This window comes from Flavobacterium fragile, assembly GCF_023634865.1.
In the GTDB taxonomy this organism is placed as follows: domain Bacteria; phylum Bacteroidota; class Bacteroidia; order Flavobacteriales; family Flavobacteriaceae; genus Flavobacterium; species Flavobacterium fragile.
Genome location: NZ_JAMLJN010000001.1, coordinates 302,413 through 328,827, shown reverse-complemented (window position 1 = coordinate 328,827; position 26,415 = coordinate 302,413). Strand labels below are relative to the sequence as shown.

Below are 26,415 nucleotides of genomic sequence, written 5' to 3'. Positions count from 1 at the left end.
CTTATTTTTTTGACAAAAACTTGCAACGAATAGCTGGAAAAAGGCTCTAAAATTAAGAATTCAGAACTTCAATTTCGAGTTGAACACTTTCCCAATCTTCAAGTAATTGCTCCAATTCCTTTTTCTTTTTTTCGTAAGCAGCAAAGAAATTAGCATCTTCAGCATGTTTGTCGTAATGAGTTGCTAACGCCTTATCGTCGGCTTGGATGTCTTTTTCTAGTTGTTGTATTTGGCTTTCGATTTTGCTTAATTTATTTTGAAGTCCTTTTGCCTTTTTTTGATCTTCGTAGGAAATAGTTTTGATTTCTTTAGATACATTCGTTTTTACTTCTGTTTCTTTTTTCTCAATTTCGCGCATGTTGGTCGCGTTTCTTTGTTCTAGGAAGAAATTGATATCGCCCAAATATTCTTTGATTTTTTGATCCTTGAATTCGTACACAATATTGGACATTCCTTGTAAGAAATCACGGTCGTGCGACACCAACAATAAGGTACCTTCGAATTGCTGTAGAGCAGCTTTTAAGACGTTTTTAGACTTAATATCTAGGTGGTTTGTTGGCTCGTCCATTACCAGAACATTTATTGGCTGTAAAAGCAATTTACAAAGCGCCAAACGATTTCGCTCACCTCCAGAAAGCACCTTTACTTTTTTCTCCACATCATCACCACGGAATAAAAACGCCCCCAACATGTCGCGCACTTTAGAGCGATTGGTATCAGTTGCCGCTTCTAGCATGGTGTCTAACAAGGTTTTTTCGCCATCCAAATATTCTGCTTGATTTTGAGCAAAATACCCTAATTGTACGTTATGTCCGAGTTTGATGGTTCCTTCGTATTCGAATTCGTTTACAATGGCTTTGATAAAAGTAGATTTCCCTTGACCGTTTTGACCTACAAATGCAATTTTACTACCCCGTTCTACTAAAAGTGAAATGTCCTTTAGAATCACTTTATCACCGTAAGCTTTGGTTACATGTTCGGCTTCGATTACAACACGACCTGGAGTTTGAGAAACGGGAAACGAAATATGCATCACCGAATTATCATCTTCATCTACTTCGATGCGTTCTACTTTATCTAATTTCTTAATTAAAGACTGAGCCATTGAAGCTTTAGAGGCTTTAGCACGGAATTTCTCGATTAGTTTTTCGGTTTCTTCGATTTTTTTGGCTTGATTTTTTTGAGTAGCTAATTGTTTTTCACGAATTTCTTGACGCAACACTAAATATTCTGAATACGGTTTATTGAAATCGTATGCTTTACCTAAAGAAATTTCAATGGTACGATTCGTAACGTTATCCAAAAACATTTTATCGTGAGACACGATTACAACAACACCGGTAAAATTTCTTAAAAAACCTTCTAACCAAATGATACTTTCTATATCTAAGTGGTTGGTAGGCTCATCTAGAAGAAGAATATCGTTTGATTGTAGTAATAATTTTGCTAGTTCGATACGCATTCTCCATCCACCCGAAAAAGTATCGGTTTGATTGTTGAATTCTTCCCGTTTAAATCCTAAACCTAAAAGGATTTTCTCGGTATCTCCTACATAATTATAACCTCCTAAAACTTCATAATGATGTGTAACATCGCTCAACTCCTCAATCAAATCGGAGTATTCCTGACTTTCGTAATCGGTTCTTGTGGCTAACTGGTGATTGATTTCATCAATTCTGAATTCGGCACGTTTAATTTCTTCGAAAGCCATGTAGGCTTCTTCTAAAACCGTACGTCCTTTAACAAAATCAATATCTTGACGAAGAAATCCGATTTTTACTTCTTTTTCGGTAGCGATAGTGCCACTATCAGGCTTAAAATCACCAGCAAGCATTTTTAACATGGTTGACTTACCTGCACCATTTTTCCCTACAAGCCCTACTCTATCTCCAGAACCCAATCTGAAAGTAACTTCCTCAAAAAGATAAGTTCCACCAAATGAAACCGATAAATTATGTATGTTTAGCATTTGAAAAGTTTATAAGTTTAAAAGTTTTATGGGTTTAAAAGTTTACACTAAAAACTTAAATTCATCTTAAACTAATTGATATTTGTAATAATTGTTACACAAGAAATTATATGTTATTGTACCTTTGTGTAAAATATTTTGCAAATGTTAAAAAAAGGATCCATATTAAATAGTATTTTAACAGGAAGTTGTCCAACATGTCATGAAGAAAGCATGTATTTAGACAAAAATCCGTATAATGTTATGAATGTTTACAAAATGCATGAAAAATGCAATCACTGTCATACAAAATATAAAATGGAACCATCGTTCTTTTATGGTGCTATGTATGTGAGTTATGCACTTGGAATTGCTTTTGGTGTAGCCGCTTTCATCATTACTTATTTCTTCGTTGGAGAGAAGAGTTTAATTAATAATTTTATTGTAATTATTATTACCTTGGTTGTTTTTATGCCAGTAATTATGAGACTTTCCAGAAATATTTGGATTAATATGTTTATTACTTACGACAAAAATTGGAAAGAACATATTGAAGACAAAAACAAACCTACTATTCGATAAATTAAAAACCGAAACAAATTAGTTTCGGTTTTTTTTATAACATCTAGCAATATCAATTTCTTTGTCAAGTGGTATTTTATTTTCAATATGTTGAAACAATTGATTCGCTAAAAAAGGACCTAGCATAACACCACGCGTGCCTAAGCCATTTAAAACATGTAGTTGCTGATGAATTGGATGCGTTCCTACTAAAGGCCTTCTATCTTTAACTGTGGGACGAACACCTCCAAAATGTTGTACTATTTCGAAATCACAAGAAATTATTTCTTTCAACTTTTCTACCAACTCTTGTTTTCCTTCTTCTGTAGGAGTATTTGTTTTATCTTTCCAATTATAAGTAGCTCCTACTTTATACAAATCATCTCCAATCGGTAAAATGAACACACTTGACTTAATTACTACATCCAAATTGAGATTAGGAGCTTTTATGATAAGTAACTCACCCTTTGTTCCATCTAATGGCAAATCATTAAAGAAAGGGTTACTATGTAAGCCAAAACCTTCAGCAAAAACAACATGTTTGGCTTTAACTCCTTTGTAAACCAAATAATTTTCAAAAAAATTAATTTCGTTATAGTCAAAGGTTTCTGCAGATAGAGATTGTATACTTTTAAGATAATCGAGATAGGAAATTATCAAAGTGTTAATATCTAAATAACCCGTTTCATTAACTAATCCATAATGAAAAGGTGATTCAATAAAGTTATACTTTTTATTGACTAAAATTGGGTTTAGAAAAGAGGCTAAATTAGGTTTATCTGCCGCTTGAAACCAATTGTTTTGTTCTTCGATAGAAGCTAGTTTTCTTAGAATAGGGATTTTATAATCGAAAACAACGTTTAATTTTTCATGTATTTCCTCGTAAAGAGGAAATGCAAATTCTAATTGTTCTTTGGCTTTCCAAACTTCGCTAAAACGTTTTAAAACTACAGGATTGTATAAACCACCAGCTATTCTTGAAGAAGGTTGCGAATTATTATCAAAAACTAGAATACTTTTAGAAGCCTTCAAAGCGATTTCAGCGAATGAAATTCCAGCGAGACCACTACCTACAATTATATAATCTATCATGTTGTAAAATTAAAAAACTCTTACCAAATGGTAAGAGTTTTTAAATGAAATTGGAGAAATACTATTAATAATTCCACATATCTTGTTCAAAATCACGAATCTTCTCTTTAACTCGGTCTGATTCTAATAACTGCATTTGTGCATTTTCTTTCATGTATTCGGCGATTTTACGATCACCGTACACATTTTCTTCTAAATAAATTACACCATTAAAACGTCGTGCATTTAATAAATGGTCAAAAGTAAAAGGCATTGCTGAGTTTCTGTTATTAAAAGCTTTGGCTTTGTGTAAAACATCACGTGAAGCTGGGAAATATACCCAGAATAACTCAACCATTTCAGGATTTGGGTTGTCCATTTCATAAACATCAGGAACAACAGGGCAAATACCTAATAAACGATATTTTAATTCACTTTGTCTTTTATCAAAATACCAATAACCTACCACTTTATATGCATCTACATTGTAAGCTTCGATTTCAGTTTTAATAATATACTCTTCAGAAATTTTCATTTTTCCGCTTCTATAAGCTTCAATATCCTCATTCATTTGATCACGACCGGCATCAGTAGTATCAATTTTGAATAAAGCACTTTCAATATCTTTAAGAGATTTTTTTGTGGTGAAATAACTTGAGTCGTAAACTTCTGTAATTTTACCTTCTTTAATAGCGCTTACCAGTACATTGTAAAGAGGTCTTCTATCAGGAGAAGTCATAACATCTCCTTCAACAGGAAAATACAAAGGGAAATTTACTCTTTCATCAAGATCAATAAATTCCCAAATACGTTTTCCCATTAAAATATCTCTATCATGTACATATCCGTAAGGTAATGGTTTATCATTATCAGCATTTAATTCTGCTTCAGTTTTTTTACCAATTTGATCAGGTGTTTTTGCGTTAAGCAAATTTGACTGAGCGAATGTAGAAGTGCTTAAGATTAATGTTAAAATTGCAATACTATTTCTCCAATTCATTTTATTCTATTTTTATTTGGTCTATAATATAAACACAAATTGATTTAAATTATTGTATTTCGTAAGTACAAATAGATACTTTTTTAGGTAATTGGTCAATTCCAACGAAATTAGCTTTAATATCTGAAATCACCACCACATCACCTTTAGCGGCTTTAGCAATAGCAGCTCTAGCTCTAGAATCCATTTTATTACCATTAACAACTACTGTTGCTTGTCCAGGAACTTTAATATTAAATTGTGTAACATTAACATTTACTGGGAAGTCAAAATCTTCCATAACAGCAGTTACAGTACATACTTCAAGATTAGATTTTGGTCCTTTATTCTTTTCAGCTCCACCTACTTTACCAGTTGGAGCAGGAAGACTTTTAATTCTAAATACTTGAGAGCTTGACATTGCTTTACCATCAGGCATAGTTGCAGAAACATTAATTTTAACTTCGCTACCAGCACCTGGTTTTAACATGAATTTACCATCACCAACTTTAGACATACCAGGAGCACTAGCATTCACTTTGTTAGAAGCAATACCTGGAACAGAAATAGAGATTGGGTTAGGAACTCCACGGTAAACAACATTCATTTTATCAGCAGAAATTATTGCTTGATTTGGTCTAGGTACTACAACGTAAGAACCTTTGAAAGGTAAATTAATTGGTTTACCATTTTCTTTAAAATTGAAAGAACCTGACAAAGTTTGTTCACCAATTCCTCCTGCAGTAGTTGAAATAACTGCCTGACCATTAACTAATTTTCCAGGCCCAACAAAACCTTCAAATTTAGCATTTGGGTCATATTTACCTAAAACAACTTTACCTGAAACTTGTTCACCGGCAAAATAAGCATTTTTATCTAAAACCACGATAGCTTCAAATTTGCTGTAAGATGATTCATCAACAGCTGCTTTACCTAAAGCAGAATTAATAACATCAGTCTCAATTTTGATGATATCACTTTGCCAAGCAGATAACTTAGCTAAAGATGCAATTTGAGGAAATCCTTTAAAATGATAATCTAAGAATTTAATTGAAACACCTTCTTTATTTTTAACGTCAGCAGTATTGAATGCGTCATTAAGTTGATTTACGATGTTCTTGTACTTAGGATCACTTAAGGCAGCTTTTACTTCCGATTTGTAAGTTTCGATAGCAGCCATAACTTCGTTACCTCTTTTTGTGTAACCATCTCCTGTAAACCAGCTATTATCTAAATTATCAGCTTTATCCATAGCCTCATATGGAAGTTTTCCATCTTCCATTTCTGTACCTTGGATATTTTCTTGTTTTAAAGTTTCTATGAAAGCATAAAACTTTTTTGATGCATCCGAAACTTTGTGTGCTGTAGCTGCAGCATTAATAAATTCACCTTTATTTTCTTTAGCTTTTAAATCTAATGCAGCTAAACTTTGCTCGTTAGTTTTAATAGTTGAAGTGTTTGATGACTCAAATTTTTCATTCATTAAACCAAAAGCCGAAAGTACTTCTTTTGACATGTTCATTGCCAACATTGCGATGAAAACCAAGTACATCAGGTTAATCATCTTCTGTCTAGGGGTTAATTTTCCTCCTGCCATTTCTTTTTAAATTAGTTTTTAATTAATAAATATTTAATGATAAAACTAATTATCCTCTGTTACTCATAGCAGATAACATACCTCCATAAACAGCGTTTAAAGACGCAATGTTAGATGTCATTGACTGCATTTGCTCTTTTAATTTAGATGCATTTTCAGCAATTTGTTGGTTAGCTTGTGCATTTTTATCTGCACTTTCTAATTGAATTTTATATAAATTATTCAAAGCCTCTAATTGAGCAGCCGCTGTTGTCATTTCTTCAGCATATTTCTTTTGACCTGCCATAGCATCAACAGTAGGAGAAATAGATTTTGCAGCACCTTCAAAATTTTTGATACTATTACCTAAGCTAGCCATTAACTCACCGTCAATTTTAGCTTCTTTCAACATAGCATCCAATTTTTGAGACAATAAACCTTGTGCTTCAGTTGGATTTTCAGATTTTGATTTTTTTGTAGTAGCTTCTCCACCTGCTAATTCAGGGTAAACTAAAGACCAATCAAGTTCTTTTGCAGGTTCTTCGAAAGCAGAAATTGCGAAAATAGCAGCTTCTGTTACAAGTCCAATAGTTAACATTACAGTACCTGTTAAAGGTCCAATCTCAAAGTGAGCAATTTTAAATAAAGCCCCGATGATAACAACTGCAGCTCCCATACCATATGAGAAGTTCATAACTTTTGGTGATAATAACGCCATAATAAATAAATTTTTAGTTAGTTAAGTTAAAATATAAAATTGGTTAAATTATTTCGGTGATGTACCAGTAGCTTCTTTACCCATGTAATCTTGCACTGTTCTGAATCCAATATAACTTCTTGCAGAGTCTGCATACTCATAATCGCGAGTACTTACCTGCGAATAATAAGCCACATCTTTCCAAGAACCTCCACGAACTACTTTTCTTTGATTTTTCTTGTCAGAAACGTGAGGATTCATTGTAGAAACAAATTCATAAGCCTCTGCATAATATGAACTTTCAGTCCATTCCGCTACGTTACCGGCCATGTTGTAAAGATTAAAATCATTTGGTTCATAAGACTTAGCCTCTACTGTATATAAAGCTCCATCAGCAGCGTAATCTCCTCTATTTGGTTTGAAATTTGCTAAGAAACAACCTCTATCATTTTTAGAGTATGGTCCTCCCCAAGGATAAGTTCCTCCTTCAATTCCACCTCTAGCTGCATATTCCCACTCCGCTTCAATAGGCAAACGGAAAGAATTTACTTGATCTCTACCTTTTTTCTTTTTGATATAGGCATTTTTGTACATAGTTCTCCAAGCACAAAAAGCTTTTGCTTGATTCCATGACACCCCTACAACTGGATAATCACCATAAGCTTGATGCCAAAAGTAATCATTATGCATAGGCTCGTTGTAAGAATATTCAAAGTCTTTAATCCATACTGTTGTATCAGGATAGATTTCAATAGCAGGTGCATCTTCATAAAAGTTTTTACGTCCCTTTTTCTTAACAGCTTTATTTAAATCAACCTGATTGTATTTGAATTTAAGTTTTGAAGCGTCAATAGTTTTCAAACCATTATAAGATTCTGATTCTGGCAAATACATAGAATCCATTACTTCTACATAAAACTCATCAGGATATTTACTAGGTTCCTTAATCAATTTAGCCTTTTTATTTAATTTTCTATTAGCATAAATATCATCATCAGTTCCTACACTGTAGTAATTCTCATACATGTATTTATCATATGGAGTCATTTTTGCAGGATCTACATCAGCAAAAGCGTAATTACCAATACCATCTCCTTGTTTTTTTCCTTGCTCATCAGCTAGTATAGCCAATCTTGTTCTAATTGTTGAATCTTTAACCCAATCAACAAACTGACGATACTCACTATTCGTAATTTCTGTCTCGTCCATGTAAAATGATCGAACGGTTACTGTTTTAGTTGGCGCGTCTTGAACATTAGCTAAATCGTCATCTGATTTACCCATAATAAAAGCTCCTCCAGGAATTAACGTCATGCCGTAAGGTTTTTCAGGATGCCATTTCTTCCCTTTAACTCCTACTAATTCTCCTTTATCGCCTTTACCACAACTGATAAACAATGATAATATTGCTGATAATGCAACAAACTTCTTCATATAAATTAGGTTAAATGTAATTTCTATTTTCAGGGCGTAAACCTATTCATTAATTTTCAAAAAAACAATTATTTTTTTTAAAAACATAAAAAATATTTTTCACAAGTCTACAACCTTTAACTTATTTTTAAAATATTATAATTTCATATAACATTTCGTTTCTGAGCCTTCCACCATCGTTCTGGAATTTCTTGCTCGCAAGCTGCTAAATAATCTTCATGTGTGCAAGGTAATAACGTATTTCTTTTCAATTTATTGTTAACATGTGTTAAAAAAGGAATTTCTATCCACCATCTCGCGGTTTTATTGCTTTTATAAAAGATTAATTCTTCATCGCCTATTGGAACTATATATTTGATATACTGCTCTTTAGTCCCAAAAGGATACTCATGAGAACGAAAAGAAAATCCTTCAATAAAATACCACAACATTTGACTTATTAACACAACTTCGTTCGAATTTGGATTAAAATTGAAAATACCCAACGATGTCACTTTATCACTGATACCTGCATAGCGAGTTAGAGCACAAACTTCTTTTCCTGTAAATCCATTTGGATTGAAATCATCAAAATTCCCAGAATAGGAAGATTGCACTGAATGCATATCCACACTTACCAAGTCAGCATCTCTAAAAACAGGCTCTGCAATAGCAATATTATTAGAAACCTCTCCTAAACGATAGGCTTCAAAATATAATTTTTCGATTAAATCAATTTCTTCCTGTGAATTAAAATACGTCTGAAAACCTAAATTACTGTAATTAAAAAGATTGTTAGGTTCTTCTACAACTATTTTTGAAAGATACGATTCGGAGTCTAGTCTATTTTCTTTTGAAAAATCAAATTGACTATCAACCGAAACAATATTTACCATTTGATCCAAATTATCATAAGCACGATACATCGCATAGGTTAAATCCTGGCTTCCTCCTATAATTACTGGAATAATTCTTTTCTTTACTAGTTCAGCAACTATTTTTTTTACTACAAAATAAGTATCTTCAACACTAGCTCCCGCCTCAATAGTTCCTAAGTCCACTATTGTAGTATTCCAATTTCCAGGAAAAAGACTATAAAATTGTTTTCTAAAAGAATCAAACGAAAAATCATCATTGTCTTTTTTACTTCCTCTAAACTCATTAACCGTTATTACAGCGATCGCAACATTGTCCAAAACTGGAAAATCGGTTTGGGTATGAAACACCACTTTTTTTCCTAATGTTTGATTGGATAATGTTGCAATGTATTCTTCTACAGAAGTTGAAATAGGTTGTAAAAAATCAAAAACCATTGCTTATTTCTTTTTAGCGGTTGTTTTCTTAGCTGGAGCTTTTTTGGCAGCTGTCTTTTTTGCTGGTGTTTTCTTTTCTATCATGTCTTGAACTTGAGCTAATGTTAATTTTGAAGCATCAACATCTTTGCTTAATTCAATTTTGATTTTACCTTTGGTAATTACAGAACGACCCCAACGTGCTTTTTCCACTTTGATTCCTTCCTCTTTCCAATCATGAATTACCTTATCAATGTCTTTTTGTTGTTTTTCTTCGATTAACTCCTCAATGTCTGATTGTGATAAATTATCGAAGTTGTATTTCTTATTAACATTGATAAACATTCCGTTCCATTTGATGAAAGGTCCAAAACGTCCCACTCCTTTTTGAACCGGTAATCCTTCGTAGGTTCCAATAGGAGCATCTGCTTGCATTTTTTCATCAATTAAACCTTGAGCCGTTTCCATGGTAACATCCATTGGATCCATTCCTTTTGGTAAGGAAATAAATTGAGAACCAAAACGAACATAAGGTCCAAAACGACCATTGTTCACTTCTATTTCTTCTCCTTTATATGTTCCTAATTGTTTTGGAAGCAAGAATAAGTTCAATACTTCTTCCAAAGTGATGTTTCCAATATTTTGATCAGGACGTAAACTTGCAAATTGTTTGTTTTCATCATCCGCATCTCCAATTTGAGCCATTGCTCCATATTTTCCTAAACGAACCGAAACTTGTTTTCCAGAAACGGGATGTACTCCTAAGATTCTTTCACCACTTTCTCTATCCGCATTTTTCTCTACATCGACTACATTGGGATGGAAGTGTTTGTAAAAATCATTCATCATCTTTGCCCAATCCACTTTTCCTTCTGCAATTTCGTCGAAATCTTGCTCCACTTTTGCAGTGAAGTTGTAATCTAAAATCGTATTAAAGTTCTTAACTAAGAAATCATTCACGATAATTCCGATATCAGTTGGAACTAATTTTCCTTTATCTGATCCCACATTTTCCGTTAAAACTTGAGATTTTACTTCTCCTCCTTTTAAGATCAATTGGTTGTATTTTCTTTCTTGACCTTCGAAACTTCCTTTTTCTACATAATTTCTAGCGATAATAGTAGAAATAGTTGGCGCATACGTTGATGGACGACCAATTCCTAGTTCTTCTAATTTCTTCACCAAAGAAGCTTCTGTGTAACGACTTGGTGGACGCGAAAAACGTTCTGTAGCCGTGATATAATTATTCGTAAGCTTTTCGTTTACTTTTAAAGCCGGTAACATTCCTTCTTGTTCCTCTTCATCATCATCATGTCCTTCTAAATACACTTTTAAGAAACCCTCAAATTTGATTACTTCTCCAGTTGCTGTAAAAGTTTCCGAATGATTGCTTGCTTCGATTTTTACATTAGTTCTCTCCAATTCAGCATCACTCATTTGAGAAGCCAATGTTCTTTTCCAAATCAATTCGTACAAACGCGCTTGATCTCTATCAATATCCACAGTATGTCTTGACATATCTGTTGGACGAATCGCTTCGTGTGCTTCTTGTGCTCCTTTTGATTTGGTATTGAAATTTCTCGGTTTAGAAAACTCTTTTCCGTAATAACTGGTAATTTCAGCTTGAGCTGCTGCCATGGCTTCTTGCGATAAATTTACACTATCCGTTCTCATATAAGTAATAAGTCCGGCTTCGTACAAACGTTGTGCAATTTGCATGGTAATCCCAACTGGCAAATACAATTTTCTCGCCGCTTCTTGTTGCAACGTTGAAGTGGTAAATGGTGCTGCTGGTGATTTTTTTGTTGGTTTGGTTTCTAAATCTCCTACTTTGTAAGACGAACCAATATTTTTATTTAAGAAATCTTCTGCTTCTTTTTTAGTTGCGAAGTTCTTAGGTAATTTTGCTTTGAATGTTTTTCCTGCTTCGTTTGTAAACTCTGCTGTAATACTGTAAGAAGCTTCTGGTTTGAAATTTTGAATTTCTCTTTCACGCTCCACAATCAAACGAACCGAAACTGATTGCACACGACCTGCAGATAAACCTCCTTTAACTTTTTTCCAAAGTACTGGCGATAATTCGTAACCTACTAATCGGTCTAAAACTCTACGAGCTTGTTGTGCGTTTACTAAGTTATAATCTATTCCTCTCGGATTTTCGATTGCTTTTTGAATAGCTGATTTTGTGATTTCGTGAAAAACAATACGTTTTGTTTTTTCTGGTTTTAATTTTAATTCTTCAGATAAGTGCCAAGAAATTGCTTCTCCCTCACGGTCCTCATCGGAAGCCAACCAAACCATTTCGGCATTTTTAGCTAATCCTTTTAATTTGGTCACCAATGCTTTTTTATCTGCCGAAACTTCATATTTCGGTTTAAAACCATTTTCTACATCCACTCCTATTTCTCTCGAAGGCAAGTCAGCAATATGTCCATAACTCGACTCAACTTGATACTCACTTCCTAGAAATTTCTCGATGGTTTTTGCTTTTGCAGGTGACTCAACGATTACTAAATTCTTTGCCATTTCATATTTTTTTGAATCGCAAAAGTATAGGTTTTTTTTAAATTTTAACATCTTGAGCTTTTTTTTACCTATAATTAACCAAAATATCAGTCAAATTACTCCTATATATATAGGTATAAAATCCACGAAAAACGGCTACTTGGAATTGCAATAAAAAATAATTTAAAATTTCATGTTAAACCTTTTCTGCCATCTTGTCAGATTTTATAATTTAGTATTATCTTTGCGTTCCGAAACTTCGGAATGATTTAATGGAAATCTTTGATATGGAAAAGGTAATTGATGAAAACAAACAAGGTCAGAGTTTAGTGCTTGACCAAAAAGTAGGAAATACAAAAAAACTTTTTATAGAGAGTTATGGTTGCCAAATGAATTTTTCGGACAGCGAAATTGTGGCGTCTATTCTTTATGAAAACGGATATAATACGACTCAAAATCTGGAAGATGCTGATTTGGTTTTGGTAAACACTTGTTCTATTCGCGATAAAGCGGAGCAGACGATTCGCAAGCGTTTAGAAAAATACAACGCGGTAAAAAAAATCAATCCTTCAATGAAAGTTGGGGTTTTAGGTTGTATGGCTGAGCGTTTGAAAAGTCAGTTTTTAGAAGAAGAGAAAATTGTGGACATGGTCGTTGGACCCGATGCTTACAAAGATTTACCAAATTTATTAGCCGAAGTTGAAGAAGGAAGAGATGCCATCAACGTAATTCTTTCAAAAGAAGAAACTTATGGTGATATTTCACCTGTTCGTTTGAATAGCAACGGAGTTAATGCTTTCGTGTCGATTACAAGAGGTTGCGATAACATGTGTACCTTCTGCGTAGTTCCTTTTACTCGTGGACGTGAGCGTAGCCGTGAGCCTCAAAGTATTTATGATGAAATCCAAGATTTATACGATAGAGGTTTCAAAGAAGTTACCTTATTAGGACAAAACGTAGACAGTTATCTTTGGTATGGTGGTGGTTTGAAAAAAGATTTCGACAAAGCAACCGAAATGCAAAAAGCTACAGCAGTTGATTTTGCACAATTATTAGACAAATGCGCCACGTTGTTTCCAAAAATGCGTTTTAGATTTTCAACTTCTAATCCGCAAGACATGCATGTGGAAGTAATTGAAACTATGGCGAAACACCACAACATTTGTAAATATATTCACTTACCTGTTCAAAGTGGAAGCACTAGAATTTTAAAAGAAATGAATCGTCAACACACGCGTGAAGAATATATCTCGTTAATTGATAAAATATATTCTATTATTCCAGACATTTCGTTGTCACAAGATATGATTGCTGGTTTCCCAACAGAAACAGAAGAAGATCATAAAGACACGTTGAGTTTGATGGAATATGTAAAATATGATTTCGGATTTATGTTTGCGTATTCTGAACGTCCAGGAACTTTAGCTGCTAGAAAAATGGAAGACGACGTTCCAGAAGAAGTGAAGAAAAGACGTTTAAATGAAATCATCGACTTACAACAACGAATTGGTTTAGAAAGAACACAACGTTTCATTGGTCAAGAAGTTGAAGTATTGATTGAAAAAGAATCAAAACGTTCTGATGCTCATTGGAGCGGAAGAAATTCACAAAACACTGTAGTAGTTTTCCCAAAAGAAAATTACAAAGTAGGTGAATTCGTAATGGTAAAAATCACAGATTGTACCGCTGCAACTTTAATTGGAGAAGCAGTTGGATATTCTGAAATAATGAATTAATTTTTTTGTTTCAAGTTTCAAGTTTAAAAGTTTCAAGTTAACTTTCTAAACCTGAAACCTGAAACCTGAAACAAACTATATGGAATCAGTACAAGCTATAAAACAACGATTTGAAATTATTGGGAACGACCCAAAACTCAATCGTGCCGTGGAGAAAGCCATTCAGGTTGCTCCAACGGATATTTCGGTATTGGTAACAGGTGAAAGTGGTGTTGGAAAAGAAAGTATTCCAAAAATCATTCACGCCCTTTCGCACAGAAAACATGGAAAATATATCGCCGTCAACTGTGGTGCCATTCCAGAAGGAACGATTGATAGTGAGCTTTTTGGTCACGAAAAAGGTTCATTTACTGGAGCAACCAATACACGTGAAGGCTATTTTGAAGTTGCTGATGGCGGAACTATATTTTTGGATGAAGTTGGCGAATTACCTTTAACTACTCAAGTACGTTTGTTACGTGTTTTAGAAAATGGGGAATTTATAAAAGTAGGTTCATCGCAAGTACAAAAAACAAATGTTAGAATTGTAGCGGCTACGAATGTCAATATGTTTGACGCGATTGAAAAAGGGAAATTCCGTGAGGATTTATTTTATCGATTGAGTACGGTTGATATTATGTTGCCACCGCTTCGCGAACGTAAAGATGACATTCATTTGTTGTTTAGAAAATTTGCTTCTGATTTTGCGCATAAATATAAAATGCCTGCCATCAAATTAGATGACAGCTCAGTTGAAATACTTTTAAAATACCGTTGGAGCGGGAACATTCGTCAACTACGAAATGTAGCCGAACAAATTTCGGTTTTGGAAACGAAACGCGAGATTTCATCGCAAACGCTTCTCTCCTATTTGCCAATGGAAAATGCGAGTTTACCTTCAGTCATTGGAACAAAAAAATCAGAGAGCGATTTTAGTAACGAAAGAGAAATTTTGTATAAAGTTCTTTTTGATATGAAGAGCGATTTGAACGATTTGAAAAAATTGACTTTAGAATTGATGCAAAACGGAAGTTCAAAAGTTCAAGAAACCAACAAAAGTTTAATTCAAAAGATTTACGGTAAGCCTGAAGAAAATGCAATTTTTGAAGAAGAACCATCAGTAGAAATGCTTCCTAGTCAGAATAATTTAATTCAGGAAGAGTTTGAAGATGATGATGAAAATTATTTATTTGCCGAAACGGTTGATGAAGAAGAAACGTTAAGTTTAGAAGCTAAAGAAATTGAATTAATTAAGAAATCTTTAGAACGAAATAAAGGAAAACGAAAAGCAGCAGCAGATGAATTAGGAATTTCGGAACGAACACTTTACAGAAAAATAAAACAATACAATTTATAATGAGATATTTCATAATTATAACAACCTTCACTTTTTCATTTCTTTTGAATAGTTGTAGTGTTTACAATTTCACTGGGGCAAGTCCGGTAAATGCTAAAACATTTCAAGTTAACTATTTTCAGAACAACGCTCCGCTAGTAGAGCCAGGAATTGAAAGAACTTTTACTTTAGAATTACAAGATATCATACAAAGCCAAACCAATTTAAACTTAGTCAATCAAGGAGGTGAATTAATTTATGAAGGTGAAATTGTAGATTATCGCATAACTCCAATGACAGCTACAGCAGATCAAAGAGCTGCTCAGAACCGTTTGACAATTAGTATTAATGTTAGGTTTATTAACAGAAATAAAGAAGATGATAATTTTGAAAAACGTTTTTCTTTTTTCTATGATTTCGATGCCAATCAACAATTGGTAGGTTCACAATTAACAACAGCTTTAGATGTTATTTTCGAACGAATTACACAAGACATTTTCAACGAATCATTAGCTAAATGGTAATTAATTTGTAAATTTTGAATATAACTGATTTAACATATCTTTTAAACAAAACCGAAACTATAAACGAAAAGCAAACGATTGCTTTAGAGAATGTAGTTTTACAGTTTCCCTATTTTCAAGCGGCAAGAGCTTTACATTTAAAAGGGTTGTACAATCAGGAAAGTTTTAGATACAATTACGAGTTAAAGAAAACTGCAGCTTACACTACTGATAGAACCATCTTATTTGAATTCATTACATCAGATAATTTTACAGCTATTCAACAGGAGAAAATAGACGAAATTCAAAAATCTATGTTGGATATAGAAGTACATTACTCAGAACAAGTCATTGTTTTGCATGAGATTGAAAACACAAGTGCTGAAGAAGAAACTCCAAAATCAGAATACACTCAAGAGACTTCAGAAAAAAAGTTAGAAATTGGTAAACCTTTACCTTTCACTCCAAATGAGAGACATTCGTTTCAAGAATGGTTGCAACTAACAAGAATTTCACCAATTGTGCGTAAAAATGAGGAAAAAATCATTCAAAACGACCCTGAAAAACAAAAAAAATTAGAGATAATCGATAAATTTATTGAAGCCAATCCAAAAATTGCTCCAGTAAAAGAAAGCACCAAAACACCTGCAAATATTAGCAAAAGCGTTGAAGAACCTACGCATCTAATGACTGAAACTTTGGCTAAAGTGTATTTAGAACAAAAAAAATATACAAAAGCGATACAAGCTTATGAAATATTAATTTTGAAATATCCAGAAAAAAGTAGTTTCTTTGCAGACCGAATAAATGAAATCAAAAATTTACAACAAAATAATAATTAATTATGGGATTCACAGGTTTTTTAATTGCGATAACAATTGTTTGTTTTTTATTAATCTTAGCTATTATGGTTCAAAACCCTAAAGGTGGAGGTTTATCTTCTTCATTTGGTGGTTCTCAACAATTAGGTGGTGTTCAAAAAACAACCGATTTCTTAGATAAAAGTACTTGGACTTTAGGAGGAATTTTAATAGCATTAATTTTACTTTCTAGTTTAAGTTTTAATGGAACTGCATCTGGTTCTAAAGTTTTAGGTAATGACGATACTGCTGTTCCAACAACCACTATTCCATCAACACCAGAAGCTGCAAAACAAGCTGCACCTGCTGCACCAGCACCAACCGCAGCTGACTCTACAAAATAAGATTTTAAAGCAATATACAAAATGCCAGCATGTCAGTGCTGGCATTTTTTTTACCGAAAAATTGTCAGAAAATGGCTTTGGCACAATTTCTGAAATAAAGCAAGCAACAAATTAATAACAACATTAAAATATAAAAACTATGTCATTAAACATTAAACCAATTTCAGATCGAGTAGTTATTGAGCCTTTAGCAGCTGAAACTACAACCGCTTCAGGAATTATTATTCCAGACACTGCAAAAGAAAAACCTCAAAAAGGAACTGTAGTAGCCGTAGGAAATGGTAAAAAAGATTATACCATGACAGTTAAAGTTGGCGATGTAGTTCTTTATGGGAAATACTCTGGAACAGAGTTTAAATACGAAGGTAAAGATTACCTAATCATGCGTGAAGACGAAATTTACGCTATTCTTTAATCGTAAATAAAAACATAGAAAGTTAAACACTTAAACAAAAAACAAAATGGCAAAAGATATAAAATTCGACATTGAAGCACGCGATGGTTTAAAACGTGGAGTTGATGCATTAGCAAATGCAGTTAAAGTAACTTTAGGTCCAAAAGGAAGAAATGTAATTATTTCAAAATCATTTGGTGGACCAACAGTGACTAAAGATGGTGTTTCTGTTGCAAAAGAAATCGAATTACAAGATCCATTAGAAAATATGGGGGCTCAAATGGTAAAAGAAGTAGCTTCTAAAACCAATGATTTAGCAGGTGACGGAACAACAACTGCAACCGTTTTAGCTCAAGCAATCGTGAAAGAAGGGTTGAAAAACGTTGCCGCTGGTGCTAATCCGATGGATTTGAAACGTGGAATCGATAAAGCGGTTGAAACTATTGTTTCAGAATTAGGAAAACAAGCGGTTGCTGTAGATGATTCTTCTGATAAAATCAAACAAGTAGCTTCTATTTCGGCTAACAATGACGAAACTATTGGTGATTTAATTGCTACTGCTTTCTCAAAAGTAGGTAAAGAAGGTGTTATCACTGTAGAAGAAGCAAAAGGAACAGATACTTATGTAGATGTGGTTGAAGGAATGCAATTCGACAGAGGTTATTTATCACCTTACTTTGTAACTGATGCTGATAAAATGGTAGCCGAATTAAGCAATCCATACGTTTTATTATACGATAAAAAAATCTCTAACTTACAAGAGTTATTACCAGTTTTAGAACCAGTAGCACAATCTGGAAGACCATTATTAATTATTGCTGAAGACGTTGACGGACAAGCTTTAGCAACATTAGTAGTTAATAAATTACGTGGTGGATTAAAAATTGCTGCGGTTAAAGCTCCGGGTTTTGGAGACAGAAGAAAAGCAATGTTAGAAGACATCGCAATCTTAACCGGAGGAACTGTAATTGCTGAAGAAAGCGGATACTCATTAGAAAACGCTACTTTAGATATGTTAGGAACGGCAGAAAACATTACCATTGATAAAGACAATACGACAATTGTTAACGGTTCAGGTGATGCTGAAAACATCAAAGCAAGAGTAAATCAAATTAAATCGCAAATCGAAACAACCACTTCTGATTACGACAGAGAAAAACTACAAGAGCGTTTAGCTAAATTAGCTGGTGGTGTTGCGGTATTGTATGTTGGAGCTGCTTCAGAAGTAGAAATGAAAGAGAAAAAAGATCGTGTAGACGATGCTTTACATGCAACTCGTGCAGCTGTAGAAGAAGGAATTGTTGCTGGAGGTGGTGTGGCTTTAGTAAGAGCTAAAGCTGCTTTAAACGACTTAAAAGCTGAAAATGCTGATGAAGCAACAGGAATTCAAATCGTAAACAAAGCAGTTGAAGCACCTTTAAGAACTATTGTAGAAAATGCAGGAGGTGAAGGTTCTGTTGTAATTGCTAAAGTAACTGAAGGAACTAATGACTTTGGTTTCAATGCAAAAACTGGAGAATACGTTCAAATGTTAGCTGCGGGTATCATCGATCCTAAAAAAGTAACTCGTGTAGCTTTAGAAAATGCTGCTTCTGTAGCTGGAATGATTTTAACTACTGAATGTGCATTAATCGACATCAAAGAAGACAGTCCTGCAATGCCAATGGGCGGAGGAATGCCAGGTATGCTGTAAGATTCAAATAATCATAAACATAAAACCCGATTAGAAAGTTCTAATCGGGTTTTATTTTAAAAACAACTTAAAACAAAAAATAAAACTATCTAATTAAAAAAAACTTGATATTGTGCTATTACAGCACCATTTCTTGAAACTTGGTCTCCAGCAGTATTATAAATTGGTCTATCTTGATAAGAAACAGTAAACTTAGAAGTGTGATTTGCTAATAACCAGTTTACACCAATATCATAAAAATTCATTTGATCGTTTAAACGATTAAAGTTAGAGCTCTGAATTGATGCGTAAGGCATAAGTGTGGTTTTGCCAATTAAATTCTCTTTTAATTTATATCCGATCTGACCATATAAAGTTGTACCTGTACCATACATTGGAAATGCATTTCCGGCACCATTTAAAATTGTAGCGTTGTTATTTCCATTTGCTGGATTCATCACACCTAAATTACGGGTATAATTATCTCCAAAATCATATTTTGTAACACTTGCATAAGCACTAATAGCCTGTCCTTTTGATCCAACTGGAGCATCATAATAAATATCGGCAGATAAATGTAACATATTGTGATTAATAGTATCACCAACTGCATTTAATTTCCACATGGCGTCTTTTTGATAAATAAAACCAGCACCGATATTGAATACTTTTTTCTTACCCAAATAAGTTCCTGTCATATAAGGCATCAAATTACTCTCTTGGTCTTTAAATTGATATTGAAAGTAACCGTTCCATTGCATTTTTGGAGGAGCAGCTGAAAAATTCCAATTGGTATTTATGGCTGGATTATAGTTAACCGATTTTTGAATTGCCATTGGTTGCGCCATTGCAATTCTATAATCTAATTTACCTAATTTCCCTTTTGCGAAAACTGATAATTTTCTTAAAAACTGGTCCGTAACATCATTTGTAGTTTGCTGAAACAATGGTGCATCAACTCCTAAAATAGAACCTGTTGATGGAGAGGAAAAACGAGCTAATCCACTCCAACCCGACAATCCCATACCTAAAGACAACTTTGTTTTATCAATTGCATATTCCCCCATGGCATCATGCAAAAAGAACCCTTGCTTTCTATCAGAAATGTTATTTAAGTTATTTTGTCCAAATTGTGAGTAAATAAAAACTCTATCGGTTATTTGCCCATAAATTTGTATTCTAAAACGACGAATTCCAATATCAGTTCCACTACTTTTTTCAATTCCAAAAATTGTTGTTCCTGGATTATAATCTTGGCTGCGAAGCCAAAGCTGAGCTAACATTGTAAACTTTACATAGTTACTTCCATCTTCATTCAAATTGAATTTACGATCTTTAAAAAAGCTATTGGATTCAGGCTTTTTTTCTTCTTGAGCATTTGCTTTTATAGTAACTAACACTAATGCAAAAACTCCTAAATATTTAAAAATATTTTTCATTTTTTTTGATATAAAGAATTAGGAAACCCATTTGATTATGGGTTTCCAATTATTATTTTACTACTAAAAAACTAAGCTAGTTTTGCTTTTCTTGAAGACAATGGATGAGCAGAAAGTGGCTTATGATTCTCTAATCCTTTAATCTTAACTGTACCTCCATTAGCTTCATAATCATGTTTAAAGTGCTCCAAGTTTTCCATTACAGAATGGTCAACTAATTTCGTTTTCTTTAAATCTATTGTTACATCAAAACCATAGGGAATTGCTTCTAATTTACTTTTTACACCTAAGTAATTTGTAAAAACAGCTGCTTTACTAATTTCAACCAAATAATTATTTCCTTCAAAAGAAACTAATGTTGGTGCTTTAAATAATGAAGAAATTGGTGTTCCATTAATTAAATGAATGATGATTTTTAAAACCATCCCAGCAGCAATACCAATAAGTAAATCTTCGAATAATGTAAAGAAAATCGTTACTAAAAAAATTGCCAATTGTTCTTTACCGATTTGAAATGTATGAATGAATTCTTTTGGATGTGCTAATTTAATCCCTACTGTAATCAACATTGCAGCTAAAGCGGCATTTGGAATCAACTCTAATATTGGAGTAGCAAGTAATACAAACATTAAAATAAAGAATCCGTGAAAGAAATTTGCCCATCTTGTTTTTGCACCATTGTTAACATTTGAAGAAGAACGCGCCACTTCAGAAATCATTGGTAAACCTCCTAAGAAAGCCGCAATTGTATTTCCAATTCCGACAGCAATTAAATCTTTATTCATGTTTGATTTTCTTTTGAAAGGATCCAACAAATCGATTGCTTTTACTGTCAACAATGATTCTAATGTTCCTACTAAAGCAAACATAATTACATACTTAATAAATAATCCTGTTTGAGAAAAACCTTCAAAACTTGCATTGAAATTCAAATTATCAACAAAACTTCCAATTTTCACTAAAGCATAAACCGGTTCTGTTTGTTTAAAATGCATGAATAACTCACATGGTATAGCAAACAACAATACCACAAGCGGAGCTGGGATCATTTTAATAGTTTTATTTTTGATATAAGGCCATCCCATCATAATTGACAAACTCACAACACCTATAATAGAAGCTTTAGGATCTAAATTAGCAATGAAGTTTGGAATATTAGCTAATAATTCCAATGGACCTTTACCTTTTGCTAACGTTGGATTATCATTTAATAAGACGGGAATTTGTTTTGCTATAATGATAATTCCAATTGCTGCTAACATTCCGTGAATAGCAGAAAGAGGGAAGAAATCGGCCAATTTACCTAATTTTAAAACTCCGAAAAGAATTTGAATTACTCCCGCAACAACCATTGCTCCAAGGGCTAACTTCCAACCTAATTCGTTATCTCCTTTTCCAAATTCTGCAACAGCACCAGCAACAATAACAATTAAACCAGCAGCTGGCCCTTTAATTGTTAAACGAGAACCCATGAAAAATGAAACTACAATTCCACCAATAATAGCCGTGATTAATCCCATAATTGGTGGGAAATCAGAAGCTTTTGCTATTCCTAAACTCAAAGGCAATGCCAATAAAAACACGATGAAACCAGAAATGGCATCCGTTTTAAAATTTTCTTTTAAACCTGCTAATCCATCAGCAGGAATGTATTTTTTTATATTTGCGTTCATATTTTTTCGAATAAATTAAGATGATTTGTAAGGTAACTCATGATACGTTTTAACGTGAGGACCTAAGAAAAGACGAGCATAAATTCGGATTCCAGCAATACCTGAAACCACAAAACTTGATGCTACAAAAAAGGCTAAGAATAGTTGATTACTTTCAATATGACTAAAAACCAAATCTTCGCCGATGAAAGTTGTTGTAATTGGAAAGCCCGTGATTCCTAATGTCGCTAACAAGAAAAAGAAAGCAAATTTAGGATGCTCGTAAACATGCCCTAAATACTGATTAATCAGAATTTTTCTTTCTAATTTTCGAAGTTGTAATAAAGCTACATACCCTATGATTCCAGCAACAATAATTCCTGATAGATAAATAGCAATTTCGCTAATACCAACTTTGTCATTAAACACAATGGCTAAAGCAATCCAAAAGTGATTCATTACAATTAAAATCCAGGCTAAAAACGGACTTCTACGTTCTGAAAACGATTTGAAAACGAATACCAAACCAATAAAAGCAAATAATTCAGGAAGAATATTGGTAATTTGATAAGGTAAATGTAACTTGAATTTATACGTTATGAATCCCAATAAATAGATTGGAATGAAGAAGAAATAAATTCTCTTAATATTCATGAAATCTAGTGATTTACCAATCATTTTCAAGGGCCTCCACAAAACCATATTTAAGAAACCTTCCAAATTGAATTCTTTAAGAGCTAAAATGTAAAGCGTGTATTCTATTTTCTTTGGATACGAATCTTCGATAGCTTTTTCTCTTGGTTTGAAATTGTAAAATTGGTCGCGAATTAAATAACTCACTACTGATGGCGATACCAATAATTGATATGTTCTCAAAAATGCATTTCCAGCAAAGTGAATTAAGGCTAATGTTTCAAAACCTAAAGCAATTTCAATAAATATAATTCCAATTTGAGAAATTGAACTGTAGGCAACTTGACTCTTTACAGAAGATTGAACTCTTGCCATAACCGATGCCGCCAAACTCGTGGTTAATCCCATTAATCCAATGGCAAAACGCATGGTAGTTTGATGTTCCCAAAATGGAAACGTTCTCAACATCAAGAAAACTCCTAAATGCACTGATAAGGAACCATAGAAAATAGCGCTCGAAGGTGTTGGTCCTTCCATAGCTCTTGGCAACCAAGACGAAAACGGAATCTGAGCCGATTTTGCCGCAGCCGCACAAGCCAAACAAAGCGCAATGAATATTCCGATAATGGAATGATTTTGCAGATGTTCGTTGACCAATTCGTAATTATTTAACTTCATGAAGGTAATATTTTCATGAAATAAATGGTGACTTGCCCACATGGCTAATAGCAATCCAACATCGCCAATTCTGTAAATTGAGAATACTTTGAATGCATTTTTAACAGGTAAATAACGTTCTCTATAAAAAGCAATTAAAAGGAAAGAAGAAATTCCAATGATCTCCCAACCAATGAATAAGGTTTCAAAGTTTCCTGATAAAATAGCTAAGTTATATCCGAAAAAGAAAAACAAAACCGTATTAAAAAAACGCTTGTATCCTTTTTCTCTATGTAAATAATAACGACTATAAGTAGTTATCATCGAAGTTAATAAAGCTCCAATGAACAAATAAACAGCTGAGATTTGGTCAAAATAGAAAGCGATATAAAACTCGTAATGAGCTGTTTTTAATACCGACAATTCTAATAAATTTAAATCTTTAGCTCCGTCAATTATCCAAAAAATGATAAAAGCTGCTAATCCTATTAATTGTAAAAAAACCGTTCCAAAAGCCGTCCATGAGATGGCTTTTTCTTTAGATTCAGGCAAAAACAAACTAATGATAAAGCCTAAAAACGGTAACAGTATAAAATATTGCAATAACTCGTTCATGACTTAAAGGGTATTAGTGATTATTCCTACTGGAAGATTTTCTTTTGTAGTTTCAACCAACTGCATTTCATCTTTAATGAAATTTACAGTTTGAATAGGTTGATAGGGAACAAACTTTTCGTCTTCAAAAACAAAAAGCTCTTTAGTTTCAGGTTGAACTGCCACTAATTTCACCCAATCATTCTTATACCATTCATAAGTAGCCGGATTTTTTGTAATTGCATACATAACCTTTTCAGGAAAATGTTCGGCAATGACTAACAAACGAACCGGGTCATGCACCTCAATCATTTGACTTGGCAAACCTGGACGTAAATCGCCATCGATTCCGTTGGCAACTCCAATTAATCCCATTACATTGTGAGGTAATTTCGAGCCCGCTCCTAATTTTTGATTGTCAACTCTTGAAAAATAATATTCCAAATTAATCCCACCGCCAACAGGTGTAACTGCTCCTAAGATAATCGCTAAATAATCACCTGAAGGATCGACTTCGTAGTCATATGAATTCAAAAAAGAACGTCGGTCTAAAAACAATTGCTTTGACAAACTTCTTCTTCCTACTATACACATGGCATTCGTAGCGTGATTTAATTCAGGACGAGGTTCAAATAAAGAAAGTGAACGACGTTTTACTTTTTCATGCACTTTTTCTAAAGTATCTGAAGTATCAATCGTATCAAATCGTCTTGAACGTTCTTTTGCGTTGTTATCTAAAGCTTTCGTAAACGTAATTACATTTTGTTGGTGCAAAGCTTTATTTGGTTCTGATAACGTATCTTCATCATAAAAAGCAATTTCATCGCGAGTTGTATCGTGTAAAGCTGGTAAAAATTGTGTTGAAGTTGGAATATCAATTCCTCTTTGTCTCAAAATGGCTCTAACTCCTGGGTGATTTGCTGCAAACGAAGCTACTTTTGCGTTTACCGAACTTGGTCTTCCGCTACAAGCACCACAATCATAACCTGCATAATGGGTATTATTAACACTAGTAGCTCCGTGTCCGACAACATAAACTATTGATGAAAAATTCGAGACTAATCCAATACTTTTTAACAAACCTTCTACTCTATTGGCCATTTCTTCTACTGAAAAACCAATTTGTAAATCATTCTCTTTTTGATTGGTATCTTTGTTTTCAATAACCAATTTCGATTTTTTATGTAAATGCTTAAATGAAGCCGTTGTAGCTGGCGACATCGAAGGTTTAAAAATATTCAAAAACAATTTTAAAGCCGAAGAAAACCCTAAGGTTTGACTAATTATCCAACCGAAAAACAACGAATGTGATTGCTTGTGATAATGTAAATCTTTAGCTTGTTTTTTCTTTCTGTGTTCTTCTTTGATTAAGAATTTTGGTGTAACTGGCGCGGGACATAATTTGGTATAAAATTTCCCATTTACCGGTTGATAGAAAAATTCGAAGTTAAAGAAAGCTGCTGTTCCAAAAGTAACGGCATTCTTATCAATATGTTCAATATGTCTTCTGAAAGAACATTCTCTATCGTCCATACAAAACATACCTTGAAAACTTGGAGTTGCTTCCAATTTCTCTTCTTTTATATTTTGAACATTAGCTAGAACAGCATCGTAGAAATTCCATTCAAATGCTTGTTGCCAAATAGATAATACATCGAAAAGTTCATTGTATTCAACTTTTTCAAATAATAAGAAGTCTTCGTCTTCGATTTTAAAACCAAGTGGTGCCCAAATATCATTAAACTTATTATCTAAAGTATCAATTTCAAGAAGTAATTCAAACTTGATTAATTCCTCTAACGTAATTTGTTTTGAATCTAATAGTGAACTTGGATTATTTTCGATAGTTGCAATCATCCCACTCCAACCTGGATGTCCGAATTGTTGGTCAAACAAATATTGTTCAAATAATTCTTCTTTCCCTACAATTAACTCTAATAATTGCGTAATTGAAGCGTTTTCTTGTAATAGTTTTTTTGCTCTATTAGAAGTAAAAATCCCTTTAAAAGTATTCTTTTCTAACTCTCTAATAGAAGCTAAAAAACCTTTATTATGAATCGGAAAATTCCAAATAGCAATTCCTTGATCTAAATAGCTACACAATACGCGAAACAGTAAACTATGTGTTGATTTCTCAAGATTTATAGCATAATGTTTTTTCCAATTAGCACGCAAACTTCCAATTCTTGGAGAAATGGATTCGTCATAATTTGTCTTCAGTAATTTTTCTTTCCAGATTTGAAGATTTGCAGCTCCTTTTGCTTTTGTAATGATAGCATCTAAAACGGCTTCATTGATTTCCTTATTAGCAAATCGTTGTCTAAAATCAGATATTGACAAATACGTTTTATATCCAAAAATAGTTGTTGCTTCATGCAATGCATCATGAAATTTTTTACTTTGAAAAGCATGCAAAGTATTGTGGTGCACAAAGTCTTTTAACGGATTTTGTGCTGGTAAATAATGGGTTAAGTGATGAAGAACTTCATGTTCGTCAAAACTAACGGTATGTTTTTTCATTGATTAATGAAATAAATTAATACACAGTGAAAATTCACAATCAAATTAATATTG

At 33.3% G+C, this 26,415-nt stretch carries 20 protein-coding genes; 8 read left to right on the top strand and 12 right to left on the bottom strand.

Going from position 1 to position 26,415, the window contains the following annotated elements; all coding sequences use genetic code 11:
- Positions 1-52: 52 nt before the first annotated feature.
- A complete protein-coding gene (locus tag NAT47_RS01555) occupies positions 53-1,969 on the bottom strand; it encodes an ABC-F family ATP-binding cassette domain-containing protein (protein ID WP_250579675.1) in 1,917 nt (638 codons plus the stop codon).
- A 144-nt stretch (positions 1,970-2,113) separates the two neighbouring features.
- Here NAT47_RS01555 and NAT47_RS01550 point away from each other — a divergent pair, with 144 nt between their 5' ends.
- Positions 2,114-2,530, top strand: a complete 417-nt coding sequence (locus NAT47_RS01550; RefSeq protein WP_250579674.1) for a DUF983 domain-containing protein — start codon at positions 2,114-2,116, stop codon at positions 2,528-2,530.
- Between the two features lie 18 nt (positions 2,531-2,548).
- On the opposite strand, the gene NAT47_RS01545 is transcribed toward NAT47_RS01550, so the two are convergent.
- The 7 genes from NAT47_RS01545 to topA form a co-directional block, all read right to left on the bottom strand.
- On the bottom strand, positions 2,549-3,601 hold the full coding sequence (locus NAT47_RS01545; RefSeq protein WP_250579673.1) for an NAD(P)/FAD-dependent oxidoreductase: 1,053 nt from the start codon (positions 3,599-3,601) through the stop codon (positions 2,549-2,551).
- A gap of 64 nt (positions 3,602-3,665) precedes the next feature.
- A complete protein-coding gene (gene porN, locus NAT47_RS01540) occupies positions 3,666-4,580 on the bottom strand; it encodes a type IX secretion system ring subunit PorN/GldN (protein WP_250579672.1) in 915 nt (304 codons plus the stop codon).
- A gap of 49 nt (positions 4,581-4,629) precedes the next feature.
- A complete protein-coding gene (gene porM, locus NAT47_RS01535) occupies positions 4,630-6,156 on the bottom strand; it encodes a type IX secretion system motor protein PorM/GldM (protein ID WP_250579671.1) in 1,527 nt (508 codons plus the stop codon).
- 49 nt (positions 6,157-6,205) lie between these two features.
- Positions 6,206-6,853 carry a type IX secretion system motor protein PorL/GldL gene (gene porL / locus NAT47_RS01530; protein ID WP_250579670.1) on the bottom strand — a complete coding sequence of 216 codons (648 nt, stop codon included), beginning with the start codon at positions 6,851-6,853 and terminating at the stop codon, positions 6,206-6,208.
- A 48-nt stretch (positions 6,854-6,901) separates the two neighbouring features.
- Complete coding sequence (gene porK, locus NAT47_RS01525; protein ID WP_250579669.1) at positions 6,902-8,266, bottom strand: T9SS ring complex lipoprotein PorK/GldK; 1,365 nt, start codon at positions 8,264-8,266, stop codon at positions 6,902-6,904.
- 143 nt (positions 8,267-8,409) lie between these two features.
- Positions 8,410-9,558 carry a formimidoylglutamase gene (locus tag NAT47_RS01520; RefSeq protein WP_250579668.1) on the bottom strand — a complete coding sequence of 383 codons (1,149 nt, stop codon included), beginning with the start codon at positions 9,556-9,558 and terminating at the stop codon, positions 8,410-8,412.
- Between the two features lie 3 nt (positions 9,559-9,561).
- The gene (gene topA / locus NAT47_RS01515) at positions 9,562-12,063 is read right to left on the bottom strand and encodes a type I DNA topoisomerase (protein ID WP_250579666.1); all 2,502 of its coding nucleotides are present in this window, start codon (positions 12,061-12,063) and stop codon (positions 9,562-9,564) included.
- A gap of 266 nt (positions 12,064-12,329) precedes the next feature.
- Here topA and miaB point away from each other — a divergent pair, with 266 nt between their 5' ends.
- The 7 genes from miaB (at position 12,330) to groL (ending at position 18,887) form a co-directional block, all read left to right on the top strand.
- The gene (gene miaB / locus NAT47_RS01510; protein ID WP_250579664.1) at positions 12,330-13,778 is read left to right on the top strand and encodes a tRNA (N6-isopentenyl adenosine(37)-C2)-methylthiotransferase MiaB; all 1,449 of its coding nucleotides are present in this window, start codon (positions 12,330-12,332) and stop codon (positions 13,776-13,778) included.
- 79 nt (positions 13,779-13,857) lie between these two features.
- Positions 13,858-15,114 (top strand): sigma-54 interaction domain-containing protein, encoded by a 1,257-nt coding sequence (locus tag NAT47_RS01505; RefSeq protein WP_250579662.1) that lies wholly within the window; start codon positions 13,858-13,860, stop codon positions 15,112-15,114.
- Positions 15,114-15,617, top strand: coding sequence for an LptE family protein (locus NAT47_RS01500; RefSeq protein ID WP_250579660.1), 504 nt, complete (start codon positions 15,114-15,116; stop codon positions 15,615-15,617). The genes NAT47_RS01505 and NAT47_RS01500 overlap by 1 nt, the downstream gene beginning before the upstream one ends.
- 14 nt (positions 15,618-15,631) lie before the next feature.
- Complete coding sequence (locus tag NAT47_RS01495) at positions 15,632-16,438, top strand: tetratricopeptide repeat protein (protein ID WP_250579659.1); 807 nt, start codon at positions 15,632-15,634, stop codon at positions 16,436-16,438.
- Complete coding sequence (secG, locus tag NAT47_RS01490; RefSeq protein WP_250579958.1) at positions 16,438-16,800, top strand: preprotein translocase subunit SecG; 363 nt, start codon at positions 16,438-16,440, stop codon at positions 16,798-16,800. The genes NAT47_RS01495 and secG overlap by 1 nt, the downstream gene beginning before the upstream one ends.
- Before the next feature lie 139 nt (positions 16,801-16,939).
- Complete coding sequence (locus NAT47_RS01485; protein WP_250579658.1) at positions 16,940-17,215, top strand: co-chaperone GroES; 276 nt, start codon at positions 16,940-16,942, stop codon at positions 17,213-17,215.
- A 46-nt stretch (positions 17,216-17,261) separates the two neighbouring features.
- Positions 17,262-18,887: a chaperonin GroEL gene (gene groL / locus NAT47_RS01480; protein ID WP_250579657.1), complete on the top strand. Its 1,626-nt coding sequence runs from the start codon at positions 17,262-17,264 to the stop codon at positions 18,885-18,887.
- 89 nt (positions 18,888-18,976) lie between these two features.
- On the opposite strand, the gene NAT47_RS01475 is transcribed toward groL, so the two are convergent.
- The 4 genes from NAT47_RS01475 to NAT47_RS01460 form a co-directional block, all read right to left on the bottom strand.
- Positions 18,977-20,305: a hypothetical protein gene (locus NAT47_RS01475; protein WP_250579656.1), complete on the bottom strand. Its 1,329-nt coding sequence runs from the start codon at positions 20,303-20,305 to the stop codon at positions 18,977-18,979.
- Positions 20,306-20,376: 71 nt separating this feature from the next.
- A complete protein-coding gene (locus tag NAT47_RS01470; protein ID WP_250579655.1) occupies positions 20,377-21,978 on the bottom strand; it encodes a SulP family inorganic anion transporter in 1,602 nt (533 codons plus the stop codon).
- Between the two features lie 15 nt (positions 21,979-21,993).
- Positions 21,994-23,862, bottom strand: a complete 1,869-nt coding sequence (locus NAT47_RS01465; protein ID WP_250579654.1) for a proton-conducting transporter transmembrane domain-containing protein — start codon at positions 23,860-23,862, stop codon at positions 21,994-21,996.
- A 3-nt stretch (positions 23,863-23,865) separates the two neighbouring features.
- Positions 23,866-26,361 (bottom strand): YbcC family protein, encoded by a 2,496-nt coding sequence (locus tag NAT47_RS01460; protein WP_250579652.1) that lies wholly within the window; start codon positions 26,359-26,361, stop codon positions 23,866-23,868.
- Positions 26,362-26,415 lie beyond the last annotated feature (54 nt).

Excerpts from the sequence above, each read along its gene's own strand:
- NAT47_RS01555 (WP_250579675.1), bottom strand. The coding sequence starts at position 1,969 with ATGCTAAACATACATAATTTATCGGTTTCATTTGGTGGAACTTATCTT.
- NAT47_RS01550 (WP_250579674.1), top strand. The coding sequence starts at position 2,114 with ATGTTAAAAAAAGGATCCATATTAAATAGTATTTTAACAGGAAGTTGT.
- NAT47_RS01545 (WP_250579673.1), bottom strand. The coding sequence starts at position 3,601 with ATGATAGATTATATAATTGTAGGTAGTGGTCTCGCTGGAATTTCATTC.
- porN (WP_250579672.1), bottom strand. The coding sequence starts at position 4,580 with ATGAATTGGAGAAATAGTATTGCAATTTTAACATTAATCTTAAGCACT.
- porM (WP_250579671.1), bottom strand. The coding sequence starts at position 6,156 with ATGGCAGGAGGAAAATTAACCCCTAGACAGAAGATGATTAACCTGATG.
- porL (WP_250579670.1), bottom strand. The coding sequence starts at position 6,853 with ATGGCGTTATTATCACCAAAAGTTATGAACTTCTCATATGGTATGGGA.
- porK (WP_250579669.1), bottom strand. The coding sequence starts at position 8,266 with ATGAAGAAGTTTGTTGCATTATCAGCAATATTATCATTGTTTATCAGT.
- NAT47_RS01520 (WP_250579668.1), bottom strand. The coding sequence starts at position 9,558 with ATGGTTTTTGATTTTTTACAACCTATTTCAACTTCTGTAGAAGAATAC.
- topA (WP_250579666.1), bottom strand. The coding sequence starts at position 12,063 with ATGGCAAAGAATTTAGTAATCGTTGAGTCACCTGCAAAAGCAAAAACC.
- miaB (WP_250579664.1), top strand. The coding sequence starts at position 12,330 with ATGGAAAAGGTAATTGATGAAAACAAACAAGGTCAGAGTTTAGTGCTT.
- NAT47_RS01505 (WP_250579662.1), top strand. The coding sequence starts at position 13,858 with ATGGAATCAGTACAAGCTATAAAACAACGATTTGAAATTATTGGGAAC.
- NAT47_RS01500 (WP_250579660.1), top strand. The coding sequence starts at position 15,114 with ATGAGATATTTCATAATTATAACAACCTTCACTTTTTCATTTCTTTTG.
- NAT47_RS01485 (WP_250579658.1), top strand. The coding sequence starts at position 16,940 with ATGTCATTAAACATTAAACCAATTTCAGATCGAGTAGTTATTGAGCCT.
- groL (WP_250579657.1), top strand. The coding sequence starts at position 17,262 with ATGGCAAAAGATATAAAATTCGACATTGAAGCACGCGATGGTTTAAAA.
- NAT47_RS01475 (WP_250579656.1), bottom strand. The coding sequence starts at position 20,305 with ATGAAAAATATTTTTAAATATTTAGGAGTTTTTGCATTAGTGTTAGTT.
- NAT47_RS01470 (WP_250579655.1), bottom strand. The coding sequence starts at position 21,978 with ATGAACGCAAATATAAAAAAATACATTCCTGCTGATGGATTAGCAGGT.
- NAT47_RS01465 (WP_250579654.1), bottom strand. The coding sequence starts at position 23,862 with ATGAACGAGTTATTGCAATATTTTATACTGTTACCGTTTTTAGGCTTT.
- NAT47_RS01460 (WP_250579652.1), bottom strand. The coding sequence starts at position 26,361 with ATGAAAAAACATACCGTTAGTTTTGACGAACATGAAGTTCTTCATCAC.